Raw genomic sequence first — 20661 nt, forward strand, 5'->3', positions numbered from 1 at the left:
TATATTTCTTAAAATAATGCATAATATAAAGCTTTTAAATGGATGGATTTTAGAGTGAACATTCATTTATAGGCTTTTTTTAATATATAAGTATGAACCCTCTTATTAATTAGTAAACATGATTTGTGAACATTTTATTGAAGACACACTTAATATTAGCGATTGTCTATAAAGCTGTTTTATACTGATGATAAATTGATAAGGAGGGATTTTTTATGAAGAAATTAATAAAAGATAGACAACAGTTTTTAAGTGATATGTTAGATGGCTTAAAAGTAGCAAATCCTGAATTAGATGTAATTGAAGATACAGTTGTAGTACGAAAAGATAAAAAACAAAATGGTGTAGCACTTGTATCAGGAGGTGGAAGCGGTCATGAACCTGCACATGCTGGTTATGTCGCGCAAGGTATGCTTGATGCTGCAGTTTGTGGTGAAGTTTTTACTTCTCCAACTCCAGACAAAATTTTAGAAGCTATTAGGGCCGTTCACACTGGTGATGGTGTTTTACTCATTGTTAAAAACTATGCTGGTGATGTGATGAACTTTGAAATGGCCCAAGAAATGGCTGAAATGGAAGATATTCAAGTTGAAACAGTAATAGTTAGAGATGATATTGCGATTAGTACGCCAGAACAAAGAAGAGGTGTAGCTGGTACAGTTTTAATTCATAAGTATGCAGGCTTTTTATCTGAAAAAGGAGTACCATTAACTGAAATAAAAGAAAAAGTAGAGTTAATGATGTCTGAAATAAAAACAATTGGTATGGCTTTAACACCTCCTATGGTTCCAACCACAGGTCAATATGGGTTTGATATTGATGACAATGAAATGGAGATTGGTATCGGCATCCATGGTGAAAAAGGTTTGCATCGTGAAGCTATACAACCAGTAGATCAAATTGTTTCAACATTAGTAGAAGAATTAGATAAAGAAATATCAGGAGAAGAATTTATAGTAATGGTTAATGGTATGGGTGGCACACCACTATCTGAACTCAATATTGTAACTAAATATCTCAAAGATTTATTTGATAAGAAGCATTATGGGGTAAAACATTGGTATGTAGGTGATTTTATGACATCACTTGATATGCAAGGCTTTTCTATCACATTAGTTCCTGCTAATGAAGAGTGGTTAACAGCATTTTTAGCACCTACAACAAGTCGTTATTTTAACTCATAAAAAATAATTGTGAATAAATATACAATATAGAGGTGTTAGCTATGAATGTAGAAAAAATGAAAACTCAATTATTAAGTTTAGCGGATACTTTTAAAGATAAAGAATCAGAATTGACCGATTTAGATAGATCGATAGGTGACGGTGACCATGGCGTAAACATGGAAAGAGGTTTCTCTCATTTGAAAGATAATATCGATGATAAAGATATGGCTTCATTGTTTAAATCAACTGGAATGACATTGATGTCTAACATTGGCGGAGCATCCGGACCATTATATGGCTTTAGTTTTGTCAAAATGTCTAGTGTTGTTAAGGATGAAATCGATAAGGATAACCTAAAAGTATTATTAAAAACATTTGCAGATGCAATAGCTCAAAGAGGTAAAGTTGAATTAAATGAAAAGACTATGTATGATGTTGTCGAAAGGGCAAGCGAAGCGCTACAACATGATGAAAAAGTGACCTTAGATAAATTACAAGGTTATGCTGACGATACTAAAGATATGACAGCGACGAAGGGTAGAGCTGCTTATTTTAAAGAGGATTCTAAAGGTTACATTGATCCGGGTGCACAAAGTATGGTTTATATACTTAATGCTTTAATAGGAGATGAGTAAATATGCCTACAATAGTGTTAGTAAGTCATAGTGTTGATATCGCAAACGGGACGAAACAATTGCTTGAACAAATGGTGAGTGACGTTGACGTCTTAGCATGTGGTGGCACAGATGATGGTGGTATAGGTACTTCTTTTAATAGCATCCAAGATGCAATCAATCATTTAGAAGACGATGCGTTATGCTTTTTTGATTTAGGATCTGCTGTGATGAATTTAGACATGGCAATAGAAATGTATGAAGGCGACCATCAAGTTTTAAAAGTTAATGCGCCACTCGTTGAAGGTAGTTTTACTGCGTCTGTTAAGCTGTCTACTGGTGGTAGTGTTGAAGAAGCAATTGAAGAAGTTTATCGTACGTCTTTTTCAAGTGAAAATTAACTAAAATTATGATATTATAGTTATAATTGTTAAATAAAATCTGGATAATAGGAGGACATAGCCATGCAACACCTTATAAAGAGACATGTATTGAATGGCGAATTCGAGCAGATACGACAATTAATGTCCGAAACAGATTTTATGGAATTTGAAGAGGCATATATTTCTAGCGCTCATGAAGTAGAGAGTATGATGTTTTATACATGCATTTTAGATTTAATTAGAAATGAAGAAACATCTGAATTGCATGATTTAGCATTCTTACTACTTGTTTATCCGATGAGTGAATACGAAGGTGCTTTAGATTCTGCATACTATCATGCTGAGTCTTCCATAAAACTCACTAACGGAAATGAAGTTAAAAGTTTACTACAAATGCTATTGCTTCACGCAATTCCAGAGCCTGTTATTTCTGATAAGAAAGCATTTGATGTAGCTAAACGTATTCTTAAACTTGATCCTAATAATAATGTAGCACGTAATGTGCTTAAAGACACTGCAAAACGTATGGACAACATTGTTGTCGATATTAATGAATTAAACAAACATAAAGATGCACGTTAGTTAAACGTATTTATCTCTTTATAATGCCATTAGAGTTACCACACTTTAATGGCTATTTTTATACAAATTTCCCTACTTTTATGCATTAATGTATAAGTCTAATAGGTGGGGTTGAAAATAAAAAACAGTACGTTATAATTCTCACTGTGAAAATCTAAGGAGGTAATTTTTTAAATGGGGCTGAATAAAGAAGCAATAAAAATAGGATTTGCTTATGTCGGCATCGTTGTAGGGGCAGGATTCTCAACTGGTCAAGAAGTTATGCAATTCTTTACACCTTTTGGTTTATGGTCTTATATCGGTGTTTTAATCTCAGGTTTCATTCTAGGATTTATCGGTAGACAAGTAGCTAAAATTGGTACAGCCTTCGAAGCTACCAATCATGAATCTACTTTACAATATGTATTTGGTGAGAAATTTAGTAAAGTATTTGACTATATTCTAGTCTTCTTCTTGTTTGGTATCGCTGTAACAATGATTGCCGGTTCAGGATCAACGTTTAACCAAAGCTTTCATATACCTACTTGGCTAGGCGCCTTGATCATGACAATTGTAATTTATTTAACATTATTACTTGATTTTAATAAGATTGTTAGAGCTTTAGGGATTGTTACACCATTTCTAATTATAATGGTTATCCTTATTGCAGTTTATTATTTATTTACTGGTGATATCTCAATTGCCCAAGTAAATAATACAGTACCAGAAACAAGTGCATGGAAAGGTATATTCTGGGGACTTGTATACGGAGGTCTTGCTTTTGCAGTTGGCTTTAGTACAGTCGTTGCTATTGGTGGCGATGCGTCTAAGCGTAGAGTTTCAGGTGCTGGTGCGATGTTCGGTGGCGTTATTTATACCATCTTACTTGCACTAATTAACTTTTCACTACAAACAGAATATCCAAAAATTAAAAACGCAGATATTCCTACATTAGACTTAGCCAACTCAATCAATCCATGGATTGGTTTAGTATTAACTGTTATTATGTTAGCTGTAATGTATAACACTATTTTAGGACTTTGTTATTCATTCGCGGCACGTTTTACTGAACCATATAGCAAGAAATATCATATCTTTATCATTATTATGATGATTGCAGCTTATGTTTTAAGTTTCGTAGGATTCGCAGATTTAATTAACGTGTTATATAAATTTATGGGCGTTGTTGGTATGTTTATCGTTGTAGCAGTACTAATCAAGTACTTCAAACGTAAAAATGATGACAAGAAACACATTGCATAAGTTGTTATTTCGTATACACTTTACAATTTAAAATGATTGATTTAATCTTAAAAGCAATTCATCTTTCAATTAAAAGGTGAATTGCTTTTTCTTTATTTTTCAGAAAAAGTTAATGACCTAAGTCATCTAAGATATAAATTATTGAAAGAAGTCATGATTTGAGAGGATTACCAATAATGAAAGAAAAATATAAATGGTTGTTGATAACGTTATTCATCGTCATAATCATTGCAATCGTCTTGGGTTTTCTTTTGAAAAATCACTATGATAAAGGACAGGAAAAACAACAAGGTAGAGAGCATGTTCAAATTAATAATAAGAGCGTGAAATTATTTCAAAATATTTCTTATGGCGAAGGACTACCTAATAGTAAATTAGATATTATTACGCCTTCTGATATGAGTAAAGATACCAAATTGCCAGTAATTTTTTGGATGCATGGTGGTGGTTTTATAGCAGGTGATAAGCAATATAAAAATCCACTTCTGTCTAAAATAGCTGAACAAGGATATATTGTAGTAAATGTGAATTATGCGTTAGCTCCACAATATAAGTATCCAACACCGCTAGAGCAAATGAATGAGGCAGTTAAATTTATAAAGCAGAATAAACACGAACTACCCATTGATTTCAACCAAGTTGTTATTGGTGGTGATTCAGCAGGAGCTCAATTAACGAGTCAGTACGTTGCAATGCAAACTAATAAAAGTTTACGCAAAGAAATGAATTTCAAACAACAATTCAAGCCATCACAAATCAAAGCAGCTATATTCTTTGGTGGTTTCTATGATATGAAAACAGTGAAGGCAACAGAATTTCCAAGAATTCAATTATTTATGAAAAGCTATACAGGTATGAATAACTGGGAAACTAATTTTAAGAATTTATCTCAAATGTCGACGATAAATCAAGTCACTAAACAATATCCACCAACTTACTTATCAGTTGGAGATGCTGATCCATTTTATAGTCAAAATGAAGAATTCTATAAAGCACTTAAATCAGAAAATGTACCTGTAGATACGCTATTTTATGATGGAACACATCATTTACATCATCAATATCAGTTTCATTTAGATAAACCAGAATCAAAAGAGAATATTAAAAAAGTATTGTTATTTTTAAGTAGAAATACTTCATCTTCCGGCGTTGAAAGTGGAGAATCAACAGATGTGAAATCCGGTAATCAAACAAATAATAGTGTATCGCTATATCCATTTGAATAATATAAAGAAGGCAAATCGTTAAGGTTAGTTTAAAGCCTAACGATTTGCCTTTATTTTATCAATTAAATAAGGTATGAATGCATATAGTTTTTAAATACTCACTAAGAAATTTTGGATTAGAATAAAACTCAAGTAAAAGAGTCAAATTCACAACTTATAGTTATTATTTAAAACTTGTAATATGTGGTAAAATTTAAAATAAGACTAAAAATTAATTTAATATTTTAGCCATTACGTACTCATTGAAATAACGACCATTTATAAAAAGTTTATCTTTAAGTTCACCTTCGATAGTGAAACCTGTACCTTTAAAAAGTTCAATAGCTCGTGAATTTTCAGTGACAACTGTAGCTTCTATGCGTCTAATATTATGATTAAGTGACCAAGCTTCGATTGAATTGATGAGCGCTTGACCAACACCATGTTTTTGATAATACTTTTTTACACCAAGATAGACTACAGCCTCATGTTGTGTACGTTCGAAAGTCTCTGTATTCACAAATGCGTAACCAACGAGTTGTTCGTCACTTTCTGCTACAAAAATTGCTTTTGAAGGTGTTGTGATGTAACTTTCTAAACTTTGACTAACAGAAGCAATGCTTGGTGAATACTCACCAGGGTTATAAAACGTAAAATCTGATTCATCATAAATTTTGCTTAACAAATCTATAAAGTTTTCAACGTCTTTTATACTAATCTCACGAATTACGTGGGCCATGAAAACACTCCATTTTTCAATTAAGTAAATAGTTTCCTTCATTATAGTATAGTTTAAAGTTTTATGCTTGAATCAGTGATATTTTATTAATTATTAGAAAAAGTTAAGGAGTCGATAACCATGAAGCCTAAAGTTTTGCTTGCAGGTGGAACCGGCTATATCGGTAAATATTTGAGTAGAGTAATAGAAAAAGATGCTGAGCTTTACGCATTATCTAAATATCCTAAACCTGATAAAGGATCTACAGAAGAGATTACATGGTTGAAGAGTGATATTTTTAATTATGAAAATGTAGTTCAATCTATGGCAGGCATGGATGTAGCTGTGTTTTATTTAGATCCAACTAAAAACTCTGCAAAACTAACTCAAGCAACCGCTCGTGATTTAAATTTAATAGCTGCAGATAACTTTGGTAGAGCAGCAGCAATAAATCAAATTAAAAAATTAATTTATATACCTGGAAGTCGTCACGACAATGAAACGATGGAAAGATTAGGCGCTTATGGTGCTCCTGTAGAACGTACAAATGTAGAAGTGAAACGTCCGCATATTAATGTTGAATTACAAACTTCCAAATATGATGATGTTCGTACAGCGATGAAAATGGTCCTGCCGAAAAAGTGGACTTTGAATCAACTTGTAGACTACTATAGTCAATGGTTAGATGAAACTAAAGGTACGTTTGTACATACCAAAAAAGAAGATGAAGATTATATTATTTATCGTAAAAATAGTAGAAAACCTTTAGCAATTTTTAAGAAAAAACAGACTGCCGAAGATATCATTACGTTACATCTTGTTGGTGGTAAGTTAGCCAAACCCAATCTTAAAAAGCAAGGTAAGTTAGAATTTAGACTTCTTAAAGGAACGTCTTTAGTGATGGTTCACTTATATGATTATATACCTAAATTATTCTGGCCGATTTATTACTTTATTCAAGCACCTATTCAAGGTTTACTTATGCGAGGGTTTGAGATTGATTGCAGGATTAAGCATTTTCAAGGACGTGTTCAATCAGGTGAGAAATTTAAATATACTAAATAATTTCAGGTGATTTGTTATGCAAATACTATTGGTCGAAGATGACAATACGCTATTTCAAGAATTAAAAAAAGAATTAGAGCAATGGGATTTCAACGTAGTAGGTGTGGAAGATTTTGGTAATGTAATGGACACTTTTGAGAGATTTAATCCAGAAATCGTTATTCTAGACGTTCAACTCCCTAAATATGACGGGTTTTATTGGTGTAGAAAAATGAGACAAGAATCAAATGTTCCTATCTTATTCCTCTCATCAAGAGATAATCCAATGGATCAAGTTATGAGTATGGAACTCGGTGCAGATGATTACATGCAAAAACCTTTCTATACTAATGTACTTATTGCGAAGTTACAAGCTATTTATAGACGTGTCTATGAATTTGGCGTCGAAGAGAAACGCACTTTAAATTGGCAAGATACTGTAGTGGATTTATCAAAAGATAGCATTCAAAAAGCCGACAAAACAATCTTCTTATCTAAGACAGAGATGATTATTTTAGAGATGCTTATTAATAAAAAGAATCAAATTGTGACACGAGATACGTTGATTACAGCACTATGGGATGATGAAGCGTTTGTGAGTGATAATACACTTACCGTTAACGTGAATCGCCTTAGAAAAAAATTGGCAGAAATTGGTATGGATGATGCGATAGAGACGAAAGTCGGTAAAGGATATATGGCTCATGAATAACTTTAAATGGTTTTGGTTATTTGTTAGGTCTCGGAGTAATTGGATACTATGGATTATATTTTTAAATGTAATTATGTTGGGTATCGCCTACATTGATTATGATATTTCAGTTGAGAGTGTAGGCTATATTGTTGTGCTCAATCTAGGATTAAGTGTCCTTTTCTTAATATTTACTTTCGTAAAGGAAGTCCGCTTGTCAAAGCACTTTTATAAAAACAAAGAAATAGAGGAAATCAAACATAAAGATTTAGCGGAAACGCCATTTCAACAACTAACAATTGATTACTTATATCGTCATATCACAGCACAAAAAGATCAGGTCGTTGAGCAACAATTACAAATTAATAACCATGAACAAACAATCACAGAGTTTGTACATGATATTAAAACACCTGTGACAGCAATGAAATTATTAATCGATCAAGAAACCGATGAACAACGTAAAAAAGCGTTATTATTTGAGTGGTCGAGAATTAATGAGATGTTAGATAAGCAATTATATTTAACGCGTTTAGAATCAAAGAATCGTGATATGTACTTCGATCATGTGGAGTTAAAACGTATGGTGATTGATGAAATACAATTAACACGTCATATCAGTCAAGCGAAAGGGATAGGATTCGATCTAGACTTTGAAGATGTCGATAAAGTGTTTACAGATGTGAAATGGTGCAGAATGATGATTAGACAAATTTTATCTAATTCATTGAAATATAGTGATAATACTACAATTGAATTATCAAGTTATATGAAAAATGGTCACGTTGTTCTAAAAATTAAAGACCATGGAAGAGGAATAAGTAAGAAAGACTTACCTCGTATATTCGATAGAGGATTCACATCTACTCTTAATCGAAATGAAACAGCTTCTTCGGGGATGGGGTTATATTTAGTGAATAATGTTAAAGATCAATTGAGCATTGGCGTGAAGGTTAAGTCTGTAGTAGGCGAAGGCACTACATTTTATTTAATTTTCCCTCAACAAAATGAAATTGTAGAGCGCATGTCTAAAGTGACAAGATTGTCATTTTAAACATGCGTTTTGTTACTTACAATTATCACAATTGTAATTTTTAGTCGTTATAATATAAGTGTATAAAGTGATGATAATTTGAACTTGTTTAGCTTTGGCTGAATTAGAGAGCATAAATGTTTAAAGTAAGTCAGGAGTGATGATTTGACTATATTAGAAGTTAAACAATTGTCAAAAATATATGGAAGTAAAAATGTAGCTCAAGAAGTATTAAAAGATATTAATTTGAGTGTAGATGAAGGCGAATTCATCTCAATTATGGGGCCATCTGGTTCAGGGAAGACAACATTGTTAAATGTCCTAAGCTCAATTGATTATATGACAAAAGGTTCAATTACATTGAATGGTAAACAATTAGAAAGATTATCTAATAAGCAACTTTCTGAAATAAGAAAAAAAGATATTGGTTTTATCTTCCAAGATTATAATATCCTACATACTTTAACGGTAAAAGAGAATATTATGCTACCTTTATCTGTTCAAAAAGTTGGAAAAGAAGAAATGGCTAGACGTTATAATCGAATTGTTGAAGCGTTAAATATTAGTGATATTAGTGATAAATATCCATCCGAGTTATCTGGCGGCCAACGTCAACGTACTTCTGCAGCAAGAGCATTCATTAATTTACCTTCAATTATATTTGCTGATGAACCAACAGGAGCTTTGGATTCTAAAAGTACTCAAGACCTACTCAAAAGATTGACCTATATGAATGAAAGATTTCAAACAACGATTATTATGGTTACGCATGATCCAGTTGCAGCAAGTTTCTCAAATAGAGTCGTTATGCTAAAAGATGGACAAATTTTTACTGAAATATATCAAGGTGATGATGATAAACAAACTTTTTATAAAGAAATTATCAGAACACAAAGTGTACTTGGTGGAGTAAATTATGAGTTTTAATCAGATTATCTTTAAAAACTTTAAGCAAAATATTGCGCGTTATGCCATTTATCTATTATCACTAATTATAAGCGTGGTATTATATTTTAGTTTTGTTACATTAAAATATGCTCACCATCTTCATGGAAATCAATCCTACCCGATTATTAAAGAAGGTTCTCAAGTTGGTAGTTATTTTCTTTTTATAATTATTATTGTATTTCTACTTTATGCAAATTTTTTATTTATGAAAAGACGAGGGCGTGAGCTTTCACTTTTACAAATTATAGGACTAACGCGATCAAACATAATGAGAATGATTATGCTTGAGCAATTAATGACATTTGTAATAACAGTAATTATTGGTATTGCTGTAGGTATTTTTGGTTCGAAAATACTTTTAATGATTGTGCTTCGATTACTGGGCATAAATATTAGTGTGTCTATTATTTTTAATTTTCATGCAGTGTTAGAGACTCTTTTACTCATTTTGGTAGCGTATATACTTATTATTATTCAAAGTTACATTTTTATACGTAAACGTTCGATTCATGAGCTTGCACATGATTTTACTAAAAAAGAAGTAAATGATACTAAAATTACATTGAGTGAAGTTATCTTAGGTTTACTTGGGATTATTATGATTTGTGTTGGATACTTTTTATCAACTAAATTAGTTGAAAATGTTGATTCAATTTTACAACCTTTCGTTATTCTATTTTTAACTGTTTTAGGATCATACTTTTTCTTTAGAAGTACTGTATCTTTAATTTTAAAAACTATACAATACTTTAGAAATGGCAATGTCAGTGTGACAGATGTCATGTTTACATCATCTATCATTTACCGTATCAGAAAAAATGCTTTTTCATTAACGGTGATGGCAGTTGTGTCGGCGATTACAGTTTCTGTGCTATGTTTTGCGGCTTTAAGTAGAAGTACTTTAACGAATGAAGTCTTACTAAGTTCACCTCATGACGTCACTTTGAAAAGTCAAAAGCAGGCAAATCAGTTAGCATATGAATTAAACAATCGTAACGTTGAACATTACTATAATTATAAAGAAGTTGTCTATGCTCATTTGTATAAAGATCATATGTTTACAGAAGGTATTTCAAGGCCAAGTGTGATTGCTGTAACAAGTGATAAATACATCCCTAATGTTAATATTGGTAGTGGTCAAACAGATATCATAGTCCCTAGAGGTTCAATTAAAGATGTAGTTAAAGTTGATCGTAAAGGTTCAACTCTTATAGGTACAAAAAATAATTATGTTAAAGTAAAACTCAGAAAAGCAATTAATAAAGTTTACTTTATGTCTAGTGTAGATTTAGGTGGAGCAACACTCGTGTTAAATGATGAGGATTATCAGAGATTGAGAGAACACGCTAAAGGAAAACATATTGTATCTCAATATGGGTTTGATATAAAACACAAAAAGGACTTACCTGAATTGGAGAAAATCGTCCAAAGTATTAGTAAAGATATTGAAACACGTAGTGAAGCTGCAAGTGAAATATCGAGTTTAACTGGCGTACTATTATTTGTAACATCATTCCTAGGAATAACGTTTTTAATTGCTGCTGGCTGTATTATATATATTAAACAAATTGATGAAACTGAAGATGAGTTAGAAAACTATTCTATATTGAGAAAACTTGGTTTTACGCATCAAGATATGGCAAAAGGGTTGAAGTTAAAAGTCATTTTTAATTTCGGTTTACCTTTGATTATTGCGTTATTACATGGTTATTTTGCGTCGATTGCCTACATGCATTTAATGGGTGTAACTAATCAATTACCTATATTTATTGTTATGGCTTTATATACAGGTATTTACGCAGTGTTCGCGATTATAGGCTATAATCATTCTAAGCGAACAATTAGACATTCAATTTAATTCACCTATTATAGAATAGAATATTATGATTTATGAGGCTTAGCATCACAAGACAATTTGATGCTGAGCCTTAATTTATGGATAATGGTTATTTTTTAAATCACATAGCTTAAATAAATGCATTTGGAAGTGCATGTTTAGTTACATATCAATATTGTTTAGCATCATTTTATAAATATTTGAATTTTAAGAGAGAAATCGTTAACTTTGTAATGGAGTAGAATTTAAGCGCTCTAATTAATTTTTTGATTGATTTCTAAAATTAGAATTTCGTTTTAGAATTTGATCACTAATTTAAAAATAGGACTATGAACATCTTATTCAGGAAAATATGTAAAGTTTAAGTTTCTTATTTGTTAAGAATTTGTAAATAGAATTGTAGTTATGTAAATTTTGTGCTATTTTCAAGTAGGGACAAAACGGGATATTTAAGAACATCAGCTTGTTTTAACTTTATAATTAATTTACATATTTTTTACAATAAGAGTATTGCTTACTACTTTTTTCTGAAAATTGTAAATATGTTCCTAAACCACTTGTCTTACGGATTAAAAATTTATGAATGTGATTGGTGACAATCGCTCAAAATGGAGGATTTTGAATGTTTAGTAAGAAAAAGGATAAGTTCATGGTTCAATTAGAAGAAATGGTATTCAACCTAGATCGTGCAGCAATTGAATTCGGAAAAATGGATTTCAACACACATTTAGATTTGAAAGCTTATTCTGATAATATTAAAACGTATGAGTCACATGGTGACGAGTTGATGCACCAAGTTATTACTGACTTGAATCAAACGTTTATTACACCAATCGAACGTGAAGATATCCTATCTTTATGTAATGCAATCGACGATGTTTTAGATGCGATGGAAGAGACATCTGCTATGTTTGAAATGTATTCAATTGAATATACAGATGAATACATGGCTGAATTTGTTGAAAATATTCAAAAAGCAGTTGCTGAAATGAAGTTAGCAGTAGGATTATTAGTAGACAAAAAATTATCTCACATGCGTATTCATTCTATTAATATTAAAGAATTTGAAACAAATTGTGACGGAATCTTAAGACAGTCAATGAAACACATCTTTAACAGTGAAACAGATCCAATCACATTAATTAAAATAAAAGATATTTATCAAAGTATGGAAGAAATTGCTGATAAATGCCAAACAGTTGCTAATAACTTTGAAACTATAATTATGAAAAATAGCTAAGGGAGTCCTCATTTATGTCATATATTTTAATCGTCACGATAGCTATAGTTATATTTTCATTAGTATTTGACTTTATCAATGGTTTCCATGATACTGCCAACGCTGTAGCAACTGCTGTTTCTACAAGAGCTTTAACTCCTAGATCTGCTATTTTATTAGCAGCAGTAATGAACTTTATTGGTGCCTTAACATTTACTGGGGTAGCCGGAACAATTACAAAGGATATTGTTGATCCATTTAAATTACAACATGGTCTAGTTGTTGTTTTAGCAGCAATTATTGCAGCAATTATTTGGAACTTAGTAACTTGGTTATATGGTATTCCAAGTTCTTCATCACATGCATTAATTGGGTCAATTGCTGGTGCGGCTATAGCTTCTCAAGGTTCATTTGCAGTACTACATTATCAAGGATTCACGAAGATAATTATTGTATTAATTATTTCACCAATCATTGCATTTTGTGTTGGTTTTATTATGTATTCTATCGTGAAAGTCGTATTTAAAAACGCAAATTTAACACGTGCAAATCGTAACTTTAGATTTTTCCAAATCTTTACTGCAGCATTACAATCATTCTCACATGGTACGAACGATGCTCAGAAATCAATGGGGATTATCACTTTAGCATTAATCGTTGCGAATCTTCAGACTGGTTCAAGTGTAGAACCTCAGTTATGGGTTAAAATTGCTTGTGCCACTGCAATGGGTCTGGGTACAGCAGTAGGTGGTTGGAAAATCATCAAAACTGTTGGTGGTAACATTATGAAAATTCGTCCGGCTAACGGAGCAGCAGCAGATCTTTCTTCTGCATTAACAATTTTCGTAGCGTCATCACTACACTTCCCGTTATCAACAACTCACGTTGTCTCTTCATCAATCCTTGGTGTAGGCGCTTCTAACCGCGCTAAAGGTGTAAAATGGAGTACAGCTCAACGAATGGTTATTACTTGGGTAATTACGTTACCAATTTCAGCATTATTGGCTGGCATTGTGTACTTTATCATGCATCTATTTTTAAAATAAGATATAACATAGCAATATTAGATATAAAGACTTGTAACTTTAATAAGCTTATAAGTAGCAAAATACCAACAAAATCAAAGGTTTTGTTGGTATTTTTGTGTTTTGAATAATAAATTTGTGAGGGGGATTAATGTTTATACCCAGGAAATATTTAACTGAATGGTTAAATTTTTCATTATTATTAGTAATGGCGGAGTATAAATAACTACGACATATATAATAGAAGAGAATTTGGCATAAAAAAACCACTTAAGACGGGTAGATGCCTTAAGTGGTAATCAATAAATCTATTGAATTAATGAATATAAGCGTAAAGTGATACTTCTGAAGCTGGAATTGTACGATAATCAGAGTTGTATGGTCCATTAGTATAGTTCATTTCTGAGATTAGAATACTTCCGTCTCCATTAACTCGTTCAACATAAGCAACATGACCGTATGGTCCTGGAGTGCTTTGCATAATAGCACCTACAGTTGGGTTATTATCTACTTGATAACCATCATTTGCTGCGTTTGCTGCCCAATATTTAGCATCTGACCAATATGTGCTAATTGGTTTACCAGCTTGTGCACGTTTATCGAACACGTACCAAGTACATTGACCTTCAGTATATAAGTTTTGGTGGTTAAATGAAGGTGAGTTGTAATCATTTCCTGTAGATGGAGTAGCTGTACCAGCTGCACCAGCGCCTGATCCACCATTAGGTACTTTTAATGTTTGGCCAGGTGTAATTAAATAACCATTTAAATTGTTTGCTTTCATTAAAGCGTTAACTGAAACACCATATTTATTGGCGATAATGTTTAATGATTCTCCAGCTTTTACAGTGTGTGTAGAAGCTGAACTTGTGTTAGAAGAAGCGTTTGAATTAGAGCTTTGTGAAGCACTTCCACCTACATTAATAACTTGTCCAGGGAACACCATGTTATTATTTAAATTATTATTTTGTTTAATGTTTTCTACTGAAGTATTATATTTTTGAGCAATACTCCATAAAGATTCTCCTGATTTAACTTTATGCTGGGTTGAAGCTTCAGCATCATGATGTGAAAGTACTGCGGCTGCACCTGAAGCGGCTGTTACTGCAAAGGCTAACTTTTTCAAAGTGACTCCTCCTTAAATGTAATTAAATTAAATTGATTGTGTTTATTATGTAGACATTTGTCCCCACAAGTCTTAAAACATGAACCTAACTCTTTAATTACTTTTGACTATACTTTCTTATTACGTACCCAATACTAACAAAAATAATAGCCTCTGTGGGCTTTGTTATTACCTTGTAATATTGTTAACAATTTTTACGAAAAGTACATATAACCTGTATTAGTTGATTTTAAAGGATTTATAGACTTTTTTGATTAAAATTAATTCATGAAAGTTTTATAAATTGTAATAAAGTAATATTAATTATAGATAAGTTTTCGGAAACTTCTTTATATTTAGATAATACTAAGTTAAACACTTTAGAATTTTTATTGGTTATTGTAAACTTTTAGTAATTGAGAATTTTTTAGTATAAAAGGAGATTAAAAAATGTCCCAATCGACTCAAAGTGCAAACAAATCACAAAATCACTCTAAAGATAAGCACCAATCCCATGCTTACGGTAAGGTATGGCTGTTCTTTATGTACTATTGGATTATTTTTGGAATAGGTTGTTACTTCGGTCAATACTTACCTATGTCTTGGAGAAAACCTCTATCTATAGCGTTATTTGTTATTTTACTGGCTACATTATTTATAAAACGGGCGCGTAAATATGGTCTCATCATCTCGCATATATACGCTATTATTGTCGGACTACTTTCATATGCGATGTTTACTGCATATCTACAAAATTTAGGTGCAGAAGTATTTTATAAAAATATTTTACTTGCAATAGGTGCATTTATAGCGTTTGGTATTGTAGGGTATTTCTTAATTAATGACGCATCAAGTATGGGAAAATATTTATTTGTTACTTTAATAGCATTAATTATTGCTAGTTTAATAGGATTATTTATTCATAACCCTATATTCCATACTGTAATCACAGTTATTAGCTTGTTATTGTTCCTATTATATACACTTTATGATTTCAATAGGATGAAAAGAGGTCAGTTTTCACCACGAGAAATGGGCTTTAACCTATTTATCAATTTATTAAATATAATAGAAGATATACTAAGATTAGCTAATCGTTTCAAAAATTAAATCTATAATGTTTAATATTCAAGATGTGGGCGTATTTCTTCCTAATGAGAGCATTTGAGTTATTAAATGGCTTGATAATTGTTTGAGTTATGGAATTTTAACGCCACATCTTTTTTTAATGTATAATTAGATAGAACAGATACATAAAAAATAATTGATTATATATATAATTTCGCTTTTGATATAATTTTCATATTGTGTTAAATTGGCGTTTATCGAATGTGAACAATGGTTAAGTATTATTTATAGTAGGCTATTTAAAATAGGAAAAGAGGTAAAGTAATGTCACATTCCTGTTTGCATATACTTTCTAAGAACGAGTATTCAACAACAAGATGCCAAGATGGGATACTCTTATTTTGGCCAATTGAGGGAAGTATGCATCTTCAACAATTCAGAAAGCAAAGAACGATTAATAATGAATTATATATTGTTAATAATATGGATGTTTTTGGAATCAATGACAATGGAACTACATTAGAAATGTACATTTCTAGTGATTGGTTTGCAGAATTAGGATATGCATTTTTTGATTACCACTACACTGCTGAGTTGATTAAATCTACAAATGAAATTAAATATTTGATGGCTCAACTTGCATTAAATTATATTGATGGGAACACTGAAAAAGAATATGAACTTATTAATAAAATTGTTGAAATGCTTGCTCAGGAAGCGAGTATAGATAAAAAAATAGCCGAAGATCAATACATTTATGCCTTTTATGGTGACTTAAAAGATGAATTAGATTACATATACAATCATATGAGTGAAAGGTTAACTTTAAGAGATATCTCGAACCAACTCTACATATCAAAATCTAATCTGTCTTCTCAATTTCACACTCTAATGGGAATGGGGTTTAAAAAATACGTTGATACATTGAAAATTAGTAAATCTATAGAAATGTTATTAACCACGAATAAAACGATTAGTCAAATTAGTGATGCACTAGGATTTAGTAACGCCTCGACTTATTCTAAATTATTCAAGAATTATCTAAGTGTGACACCTAATGAATATCGGACTATGAAAAAATATGATAAATATAATGGTTGTACAGATGAAACGGTGCCAGAAAACAAAAAAGGCCATTAAAAAAACTCATCCGTTCAGTTATACCTAACGATGTTTCAGATATATATGATGAAATTAGAATTGATAATTCACAAATTGTAAATGCTTCTCCTTTTTATTCAGTCATCCAAATTCATACTATTGAAGAAATGAAGTTGCTATTTTTAGAAGGACTTTATCAGAAAATGGGTTATGAAGGGTCTAATATTATCTTCTACTTTATGCCTTATTTATATGAGTATGGCAAATTATTAACACAAAATGAAAAAAATTATATTAGCCAAACTATTATTGAAAATGATTTACATATAGCTTTCAATGTTAATGAAATTGAACATATAAATGACTTAATAGAGAGTTTTAAAACAAGTCTTAAGCAATTGGACAAGAAAAATCACAATTCTAATTATGAGATTCAATTTATTTTCAATTTAAATGATAAAGATATACGTAGTGTATATAGAGATATTTTAAAAATGCAGAATACACACATAAATTATACTATCGGTTTAGATATTAGTTGTATGGTCGACGATCCAGCTCAATTTAAATCTTTAGAAGCGCAAATTAAAAGACTAAAATTTGATTATCTCTATATAGACAATGCACAATTGACATCTCCTTATTTAATGGATAGCAATGAAGGTCTTCTATTGAAAAATGTTCTACAGTTGAAACACTTAAGTGTAAATTTAAATCAATTTGATTTTAGTAAAGAAAACCTCATCTTTTTAAACTTAGTTAATCACCAACTGTTAAATAATGAAGAGATTGATTTAAGTCATAGTGCACCACTCTTATATCTGTCTGTTATTAAATTAAAAGAGCATTTTTCAGGGTACGGCTTAAATTTATTTTCTCATCCAGATTTATTTAATTCTGTTCATTTATTTGATGAAAATGGTTTTAAAACAACATATGGGTTAATATTTAATGATTTAAGTTGGATGATTAATCAAAACAAAGTTAAAAATGGGTTCTATAACATTATTGATAGTAGCGATAGATATCTCCTTTATTTATATGATTGGCGAGTAGTTGAAAGCGAATCAAGCATAGACAACTTTAATAATATTGATATTTACATTAATTTTTGTGAAGAAGAACTTAAAGATGAATATATATGTATGATTGTAAAAGTTGATAATGAGAGTGGGAACATTAATCATATTATTCCACCTAATTTACGGAATAAATATCAATGGTCTACTAAATTTTTAATCAAAGTAGAAGATAATTTTAGACCTAATATTGAAATTTTTGAGCATGATTTTACAGAATCGTCATTAAAGCTAAGCTTGAAGTACAATTCGGCTTATCTTGTAAAAATCTATAAAAAAAATAACAAAATAAAAAAGGCGTAACACAATTCAATTTAAATTTATTGGTAATTTTGACATATGATTAAAAACAAATGCCAAAGACAATTATCCAGATATTTAGGATAATGTTACTATACATTGTCTAGATATATTTGGAGGTGCGCGTCTTGAATGAACAGAAGCTAGAAAAACTACTAGGATTTTACAAACAATATAAAGCATTATCTGAATATATAGATAAAGAATATAAGTTGACATTAAATGATCTTGCTGTACTAGACTTAGCTAGAAAGTATTGTTCGGATGAACAAATACTTATGCAATCATTTTTAAAAATAGCTATAAGTGAATTAGAATTAAGTAGAACAAAGTTACTAGTATCAATTCGAAGATTAATAGATAAAGAGAAATTAAGCAAAGTAAGATCAACTAGAGATGAAAGAAAAATTTTTCTATATATGAGTGAAGAAAACTTGGAAATATTTAATGCTTTATTTGATGACGTTGAAAACTTTTTAAATATCTAATTGAGGGTGTCGATTTATAAATATTATAAATCGACACTTTTTATGTTTATTCCATGTATACATACATAAGTATTATGCTAGATAGAGACTGATATAAATCACAAAATTTTTAGCACAAAGATGAGAGGAACTAAAAAAGCATCTTTGTTTTTTAATAATAATTGTAGAAAACAGAATAAATTCAGTTAAATATCACTTTAAAAATATTGATATAGCAGTAGTTTACATCTGTTTAAGAGATTTTACAAAAATTACTGCTAAATATATAATGAAGAACATAGAGTACGAAAGTGAGATGACATTATGGGACGTAAATGGAACAACATTAAAGAGAAAAAGGCCCAAAAAGATAAAAATACGAGTAGAATTTATGCCAAATTCGGCAAAGAAATATATGTAGCAGCAAAATCTGGAGAACCTAATCCAGAATCTAACCAAGCACTAAGATTAGTATTGGAACGTGCTAAAACATATTCAGTACCTAATCACATTATTGATAGAGCTATTGATAAAGCTAAAGGTGCTGGTGAGGAAAATTACGATCATTTAAGATATGAAGGCTTTGGACCAAGTGGTTCAATGTTAATTGTTGATGCCTTAACAAATAATGTGAATCGTACAGCTTCAGATGTGCGTGCAGCCTTCGGTAAAAATGGCGGAAATATGGGTGTTTCTGGTTCAGTAGCTTACATGTTTGATCATACAGCGACTTTCGGTGTAGAAGGTAAATCTGCAGATGAAATCTTAGAAACATTAATGGAACAAGATGTTGATGTGAGAGATGTCATTGATGAAGATGGATTAACAATTGTTTATGCAGAACCTGATCAATTTGCTCAAGTTCAAGATGCTTTACGTGAATCTGGGGTTGAGGATTTTAAAGTAGCAGAATTTGAAATGTTGCCTCAAACAGATATTGAGTTATCTGAAGAAGATCAAGCCACATTTGAGAAGTTAGTGGACGCACTTGAAGATTTAGAAGATGTTCAAAACGTATTCCACAATGTAGATTTAAAATAATGAAAACTTCAAAAGAGTGGATTCAAGAACTTAAATTAATAGCTCATCCTGAAGGCGGTTATTATAGAGAAACACTACGTGAAGATACGCTTAATAGAGCACCTTATAGTAGTATATATTTCCTCTTAACACATGACAATATTTCTCATTTTCACCGAATTGACGCAGATGAAGTATGGTATCATCATGCCGGAGAAACATTAACTATTCACATGATTACACCACAAGGTAAGTATCGTAGTGTGAAATTAGGTCAAAATATATCCGCTGGAGATGTATTACAATATTGTGTTCCTAAAGGTACAATATTTGCATCTTCTATAGATGATAATGAGGGTTATAGCCTTGTCGGATGCATGTGTCAACCTGCCTTCGAATTTGAACATTTCGAATTGTTGAAACAAGACCAATTGTTAAAGCATTATCCCGACTTAGAAAATATTATAAGAAAATACGCTGTATTGTAATAAATGAAGCCTTTAAATGGATTTAAACTTAGTCCGTTTAAAGGTTTTTTTAATATAAATTAAACTTTTAGTGTCAAAATAAGTTTGTTAATTGGCTGAGTCAAAGAGTTTTTTCGCAACATCTACAATATATTCAAGTTCTTTCATTACTTTTCTTCAATTAATTTATTTCTTTCTTTTGTTGAGGCAAAATAACATTTAAGACTTACCACTCATTAATTAGAAAATTCTGGAAATATCTAGAGTTAATATTAAAACATAGTAACATTATCAATTTTAAGTAAATTACATCAATTTATAGTAAAATAGTTTTAATATAATTTTGA

Annotated in this window: 19 protein-coding genes and 1 pseudogene; 18 read left to right on the forward strand and 2 right to left on the reverse strand. The window is 30.9% G+C overall.

The features are described from left to right. Positions 1 to 215: 215 nt before the first annotated feature. The 6 genes from dhaK to HMPREF3154_RS08000 all read left to right on the forward strand — a co-directional run bounded on the left by dhaK (position 216) and on the right by HMPREF3154_RS08000 (position 5213). Complete coding sequence (gene dhaK / locus HMPREF3154_RS07975; RefSeq protein ID WP_002433253.1) at positions 216 to 1184, forward strand: dihydroxyacetone kinase subunit DhaK; 969 nt, start codon at positions 216 to 218, stop codon at positions 1182 to 1184. A 41-nt stretch (positions 1185 to 1225) separates the two neighbouring features. Further along, a complete protein-coding gene (gene dhaL, locus HMPREF3154_RS07980) occupies positions 1226 to 1801 on the forward strand; it encodes a dihydroxyacetone kinase subunit DhaL (RefSeq protein WP_030059161.1) in 576 nt (191 codons plus the stop codon). A gap of 2 nt (positions 1802 to 1803) precedes the next feature. After that, positions 1804 to 2181: a dihydroxyacetone kinase phosphoryl donor subunit DhaM gene (gene dhaM, locus HMPREF3154_RS07985; protein ID WP_070474594.1), complete on the forward strand. Its 378-nt coding sequence runs from the start codon at positions 1804 to 1806 to the stop codon at positions 2179 to 2181. Between the two features lie 63 nt (positions 2182 to 2244). Next, the gene (locus HMPREF3154_RS07990) at positions 2245 to 2745 is read left to right on the forward strand and encodes a hypothetical protein (RefSeq protein ID WP_070474597.1); all 501 of its coding nucleotides are present in this window, start codon (positions 2245 to 2247) and stop codon (positions 2743 to 2745) included. Positions 2746 to 2919: 174 nt separating this feature from the next. Then, a complete protein-coding gene (locus HMPREF3154_RS07995; RefSeq protein WP_002433414.1) occupies positions 2920 to 3987 on the forward strand; it encodes a YkvI family membrane protein in 1068 nt (355 codons plus the stop codon). A gap of 176 nt (positions 3988 to 4163) precedes the next feature. Continuing rightward, on the forward strand, positions 4164 to 5213 hold the full coding sequence (locus HMPREF3154_RS08000) for an alpha/beta hydrolase (RefSeq protein ID WP_002433382.1): 1050 nt from the start codon (positions 4164 to 4166) through the stop codon (positions 5211 to 5213). Between the two features lie 211 nt (positions 5214 to 5424). Here the strand turns inward: HMPREF3154_RS08000 and HMPREF3154_RS08005 are convergent, their stop codons facing one another. After that, positions 5425 to 5931 (reverse strand): GNAT family N-acetyltransferase, encoded by a 507-nt coding sequence (locus HMPREF3154_RS08005; RefSeq protein WP_002433205.1) that lies wholly within the window; start codon positions 5929 to 5931, stop codon positions 5425 to 5427. Positions 5932 to 6051: 120 nt separating this feature from the next. On the opposite strand from HMPREF3154_RS08005, the gene graX reads away from it, so the two are divergent. The 7 genes from graX to HMPREF3154_RS08040 all read left to right on the forward strand — a co-directional run bounded on the left by graX (position 6052) and on the right by HMPREF3154_RS08040 (position 13728). Next, positions 6052 to 6975, forward strand: a complete 924-nt coding sequence (graX, locus tag HMPREF3154_RS08010) for an auxiliary protein GraX/ApsX (protein ID WP_002433148.1) — start codon at positions 6052 to 6054, stop codon at positions 6973 to 6975. Positions 6976 to 6991: 16 nt separating this feature from the next. Beyond that, positions 6992 to 7666, forward strand: a complete 675-nt coding sequence (gene graR, locus HMPREF3154_RS08015; RefSeq protein ID WP_002433229.1) for a response regulator transcription factor GraR/ApsR — start codon at positions 6992 to 6994, stop codon at positions 7664 to 7666. Then, complete coding sequence (graS, locus tag HMPREF3154_RS08020; protein WP_070474602.1) at positions 7659 to 8699, forward strand: histidine kinase GraS/ApsS; 1041 nt, start codon at positions 7659 to 7661, stop codon at positions 8697 to 8699. The genes graR and graS overlap by 8 nt, the downstream gene beginning before the upstream one ends. Positions 8700 to 8843: 144 nt before the next feature. Then, on the forward strand, positions 8844 to 9605 hold the full coding sequence (gene vraF, locus HMPREF3154_RS08025; protein ID WP_002433512.1) for an ABC transporter ATP-binding protein VraF: 762 nt from the start codon (positions 8844 to 8846) through the stop codon (positions 9603 to 9605). Then, complete coding sequence (locus tag HMPREF3154_RS08030) at positions 9595 to 11484, forward strand: FtsX-like permease family protein (protein ID WP_023350706.1); 1890 nt, start codon at positions 9595 to 9597, stop codon at positions 11482 to 11484. Before vraF ends, HMPREF3154_RS08030 begins: the two co-directional genes overlap by 11 nt. Positions 11485 to 12085: 601 nt before the next feature. Then, positions 12086 to 12703: a DUF47 domain-containing protein gene (locus HMPREF3154_RS08035; RefSeq protein WP_002433514.1), complete on the forward strand. Its 618-nt coding sequence runs from the start codon at positions 12086 to 12088 to the stop codon at positions 12701 to 12703. 14 nt (positions 12704 to 12717) lie between these two features. After that, positions 12718 to 13728 carry an inorganic phosphate transporter gene (locus tag HMPREF3154_RS08040; RefSeq protein ID WP_002433186.1) on the forward strand — a complete coding sequence of 337 codons (1011 nt, stop codon included), beginning with the start codon at positions 12718 to 12720 and terminating at the stop codon, positions 13726 to 13728. 295 nt (positions 13729 to 14023) lie between these two features. On the opposite strand, the gene HMPREF3154_RS08045 is transcribed toward HMPREF3154_RS08040, so the two are convergent. After that, complete coding sequence (locus HMPREF3154_RS08045) at positions 14024 to 14833, reverse strand: LysM peptidoglycan-binding domain-containing protein (RefSeq protein ID WP_070474607.1); 810 nt, start codon at positions 14831 to 14833, stop codon at positions 14024 to 14026. 429 nt (positions 14834 to 15262) lie between these two features. On the opposite strand from HMPREF3154_RS08045, the gene HMPREF3154_RS08050 reads away from it, so the two are divergent. From HMPREF3154_RS08050 to HMPREF3154_RS08070, 5 genes and pseudogenes are all read left to right on the forward strand, one after another. Then, positions 15263 to 15922, forward strand: coding sequence for a Bax inhibitor-1/YccA family protein (locus tag HMPREF3154_RS08050; RefSeq protein WP_002433380.1), 660 nt, complete (start codon positions 15263 to 15265; stop codon positions 15920 to 15922). Positions 15923 to 16204: 282 nt separating this feature from the next. After that, positions 16205 to 18403: pseudogene (locus tag HMPREF3154_RS11800) on the forward strand (helix-turn-helix transcriptional regulator). An 85-nt stretch (positions 18404 to 18488) separates the two neighbouring features. After that, positions 18489 to 18848, forward strand: coding sequence for a transcriptional regulator, SarA/Rot family (locus HMPREF3154_RS08060; protein ID WP_002433103.1), 360 nt, complete (start codon positions 18489 to 18491; stop codon positions 18846 to 18848). 303 nt (positions 18849 to 19151) lie between these two features. Further along, on the forward strand, positions 19152 to 19868 hold the full coding sequence (locus HMPREF3154_RS08065) for a YebC/PmpR family DNA-binding transcriptional regulator (RefSeq protein ID WP_002433248.1): 717 nt from the start codon (positions 19152 to 19154) through the stop codon (positions 19866 to 19868). Next, positions 19868 to 20335, forward strand: coding sequence for a cupin domain-containing protein (locus HMPREF3154_RS08070; RefSeq protein ID WP_030059146.1), 468 nt, complete (start codon positions 19868 to 19870; stop codon positions 20333 to 20335). The genes HMPREF3154_RS08065 and HMPREF3154_RS08070 overlap by 1 nt, the downstream gene beginning before the upstream one ends. The last annotated feature ends 326 nt before the right edge of the window (positions 20336 to 20661 follow it).

This window comes from Staphylococcus sp. HMSC06C11 (assembly GCF_001808345.1).
GTDB lineage: Bacteria > Bacillota > Bacilli > Staphylococcales > Staphylococcaceae > Staphylococcus > Staphylococcus capitis.

Bases quoted from the DNA above. Each gene is read 5' to 3' on its own strand.
- dhaK (WP_002433253.1), top strand. From the start codon at position 216: ATGAAGAAATTAATAAAAGATAGACAACAGTTTTTAAGTGATATGTTA.
- HMPREF3154_RS08005 (WP_002433205.1), bottom strand. From the start codon at position 5,931: ATGGCCCACGTAATTCGTGAGATTAGTATAAAAGACGTTGAAAACTTT.
- dhaL (WP_030059161.1), top strand. From the start codon at position 1,226: ATGAATGTAGAAAAAATGAAAACTCAATTATTAAGTTTAGCGGATACT.
- HMPREF3154_RS08065 (WP_002433248.1), top strand. From the start codon at position 19,152: ATGGGACGTAAATGGAACAACATTAAAGAGAAAAAGGCCCAAAAAGAT.
- HMPREF3154_RS08035 (WP_002433514.1), top strand. From the start codon at position 12,086: ATGTTTAGTAAGAAAAAGGATAAGTTCATGGTTCAATTAGAAGAAATG.
- HMPREF3154_RS08040 (WP_002433186.1), top strand. From the start codon at position 12,718: ATGTCATATATTTTAATCGTCACGATAGCTATAGTTATATTTTCATTA.
- graS (WP_070474602.1), top strand. From the start codon at position 7,659: ATGAATAACTTTAAATGGTTTTGGTTATTTGTTAGGTCTCGGAGTAAT.
- graR (WP_002433229.1), top strand. From the start codon at position 6,992: ATGCAAATACTATTGGTCGAAGATGACAATACGCTATTTCAAGAATTA.
- HMPREF3154_RS08000 (WP_002433382.1), top strand. From the start codon at position 4,164: ATGAAAGAAAAATATAAATGGTTGTTGATAACGTTATTCATCGTCATA.
- HMPREF3154_RS08050 (WP_002433380.1), top strand. From the start codon at position 15,263: ATGTCCCAATCGACTCAAAGTGCAAACAAATCACAAAATCACTCTAAA.
- HMPREF3154_RS07990 (WP_070474597.1), top strand. From the start codon at position 2,245: ATGCAACACCTTATAAAGAGACATGTATTGAATGGCGAATTCGAGCAG.
- dhaM (WP_070474594.1), top strand. From the start codon at position 1,804: ATGCCTACAATAGTGTTAGTAAGTCATAGTGTTGATATCGCAAACGGG.
- HMPREF3154_RS07995 (WP_002433414.1), top strand. From the start codon at position 2,920: ATGGGGCTGAATAAAGAAGCAATAAAAATAGGATTTGCTTATGTCGGC.
- graX (WP_002433148.1), top strand. From the start codon at position 6,052: ATGAAGCCTAAAGTTTTGCTTGCAGGTGGAACCGGCTATATCGGTAAA.
- HMPREF3154_RS08030 (WP_023350706.1), top strand. From the start codon at position 9,595: ATGAGTTTTAATCAGATTATCTTTAAAAACTTTAAGCAAAATATTGCG.
- HMPREF3154_RS08070 (WP_030059146.1), top strand. From the start codon at position 19,868: ATGAAAACTTCAAAAGAGTGGATTCAAGAACTTAAATTAATAGCTCAT.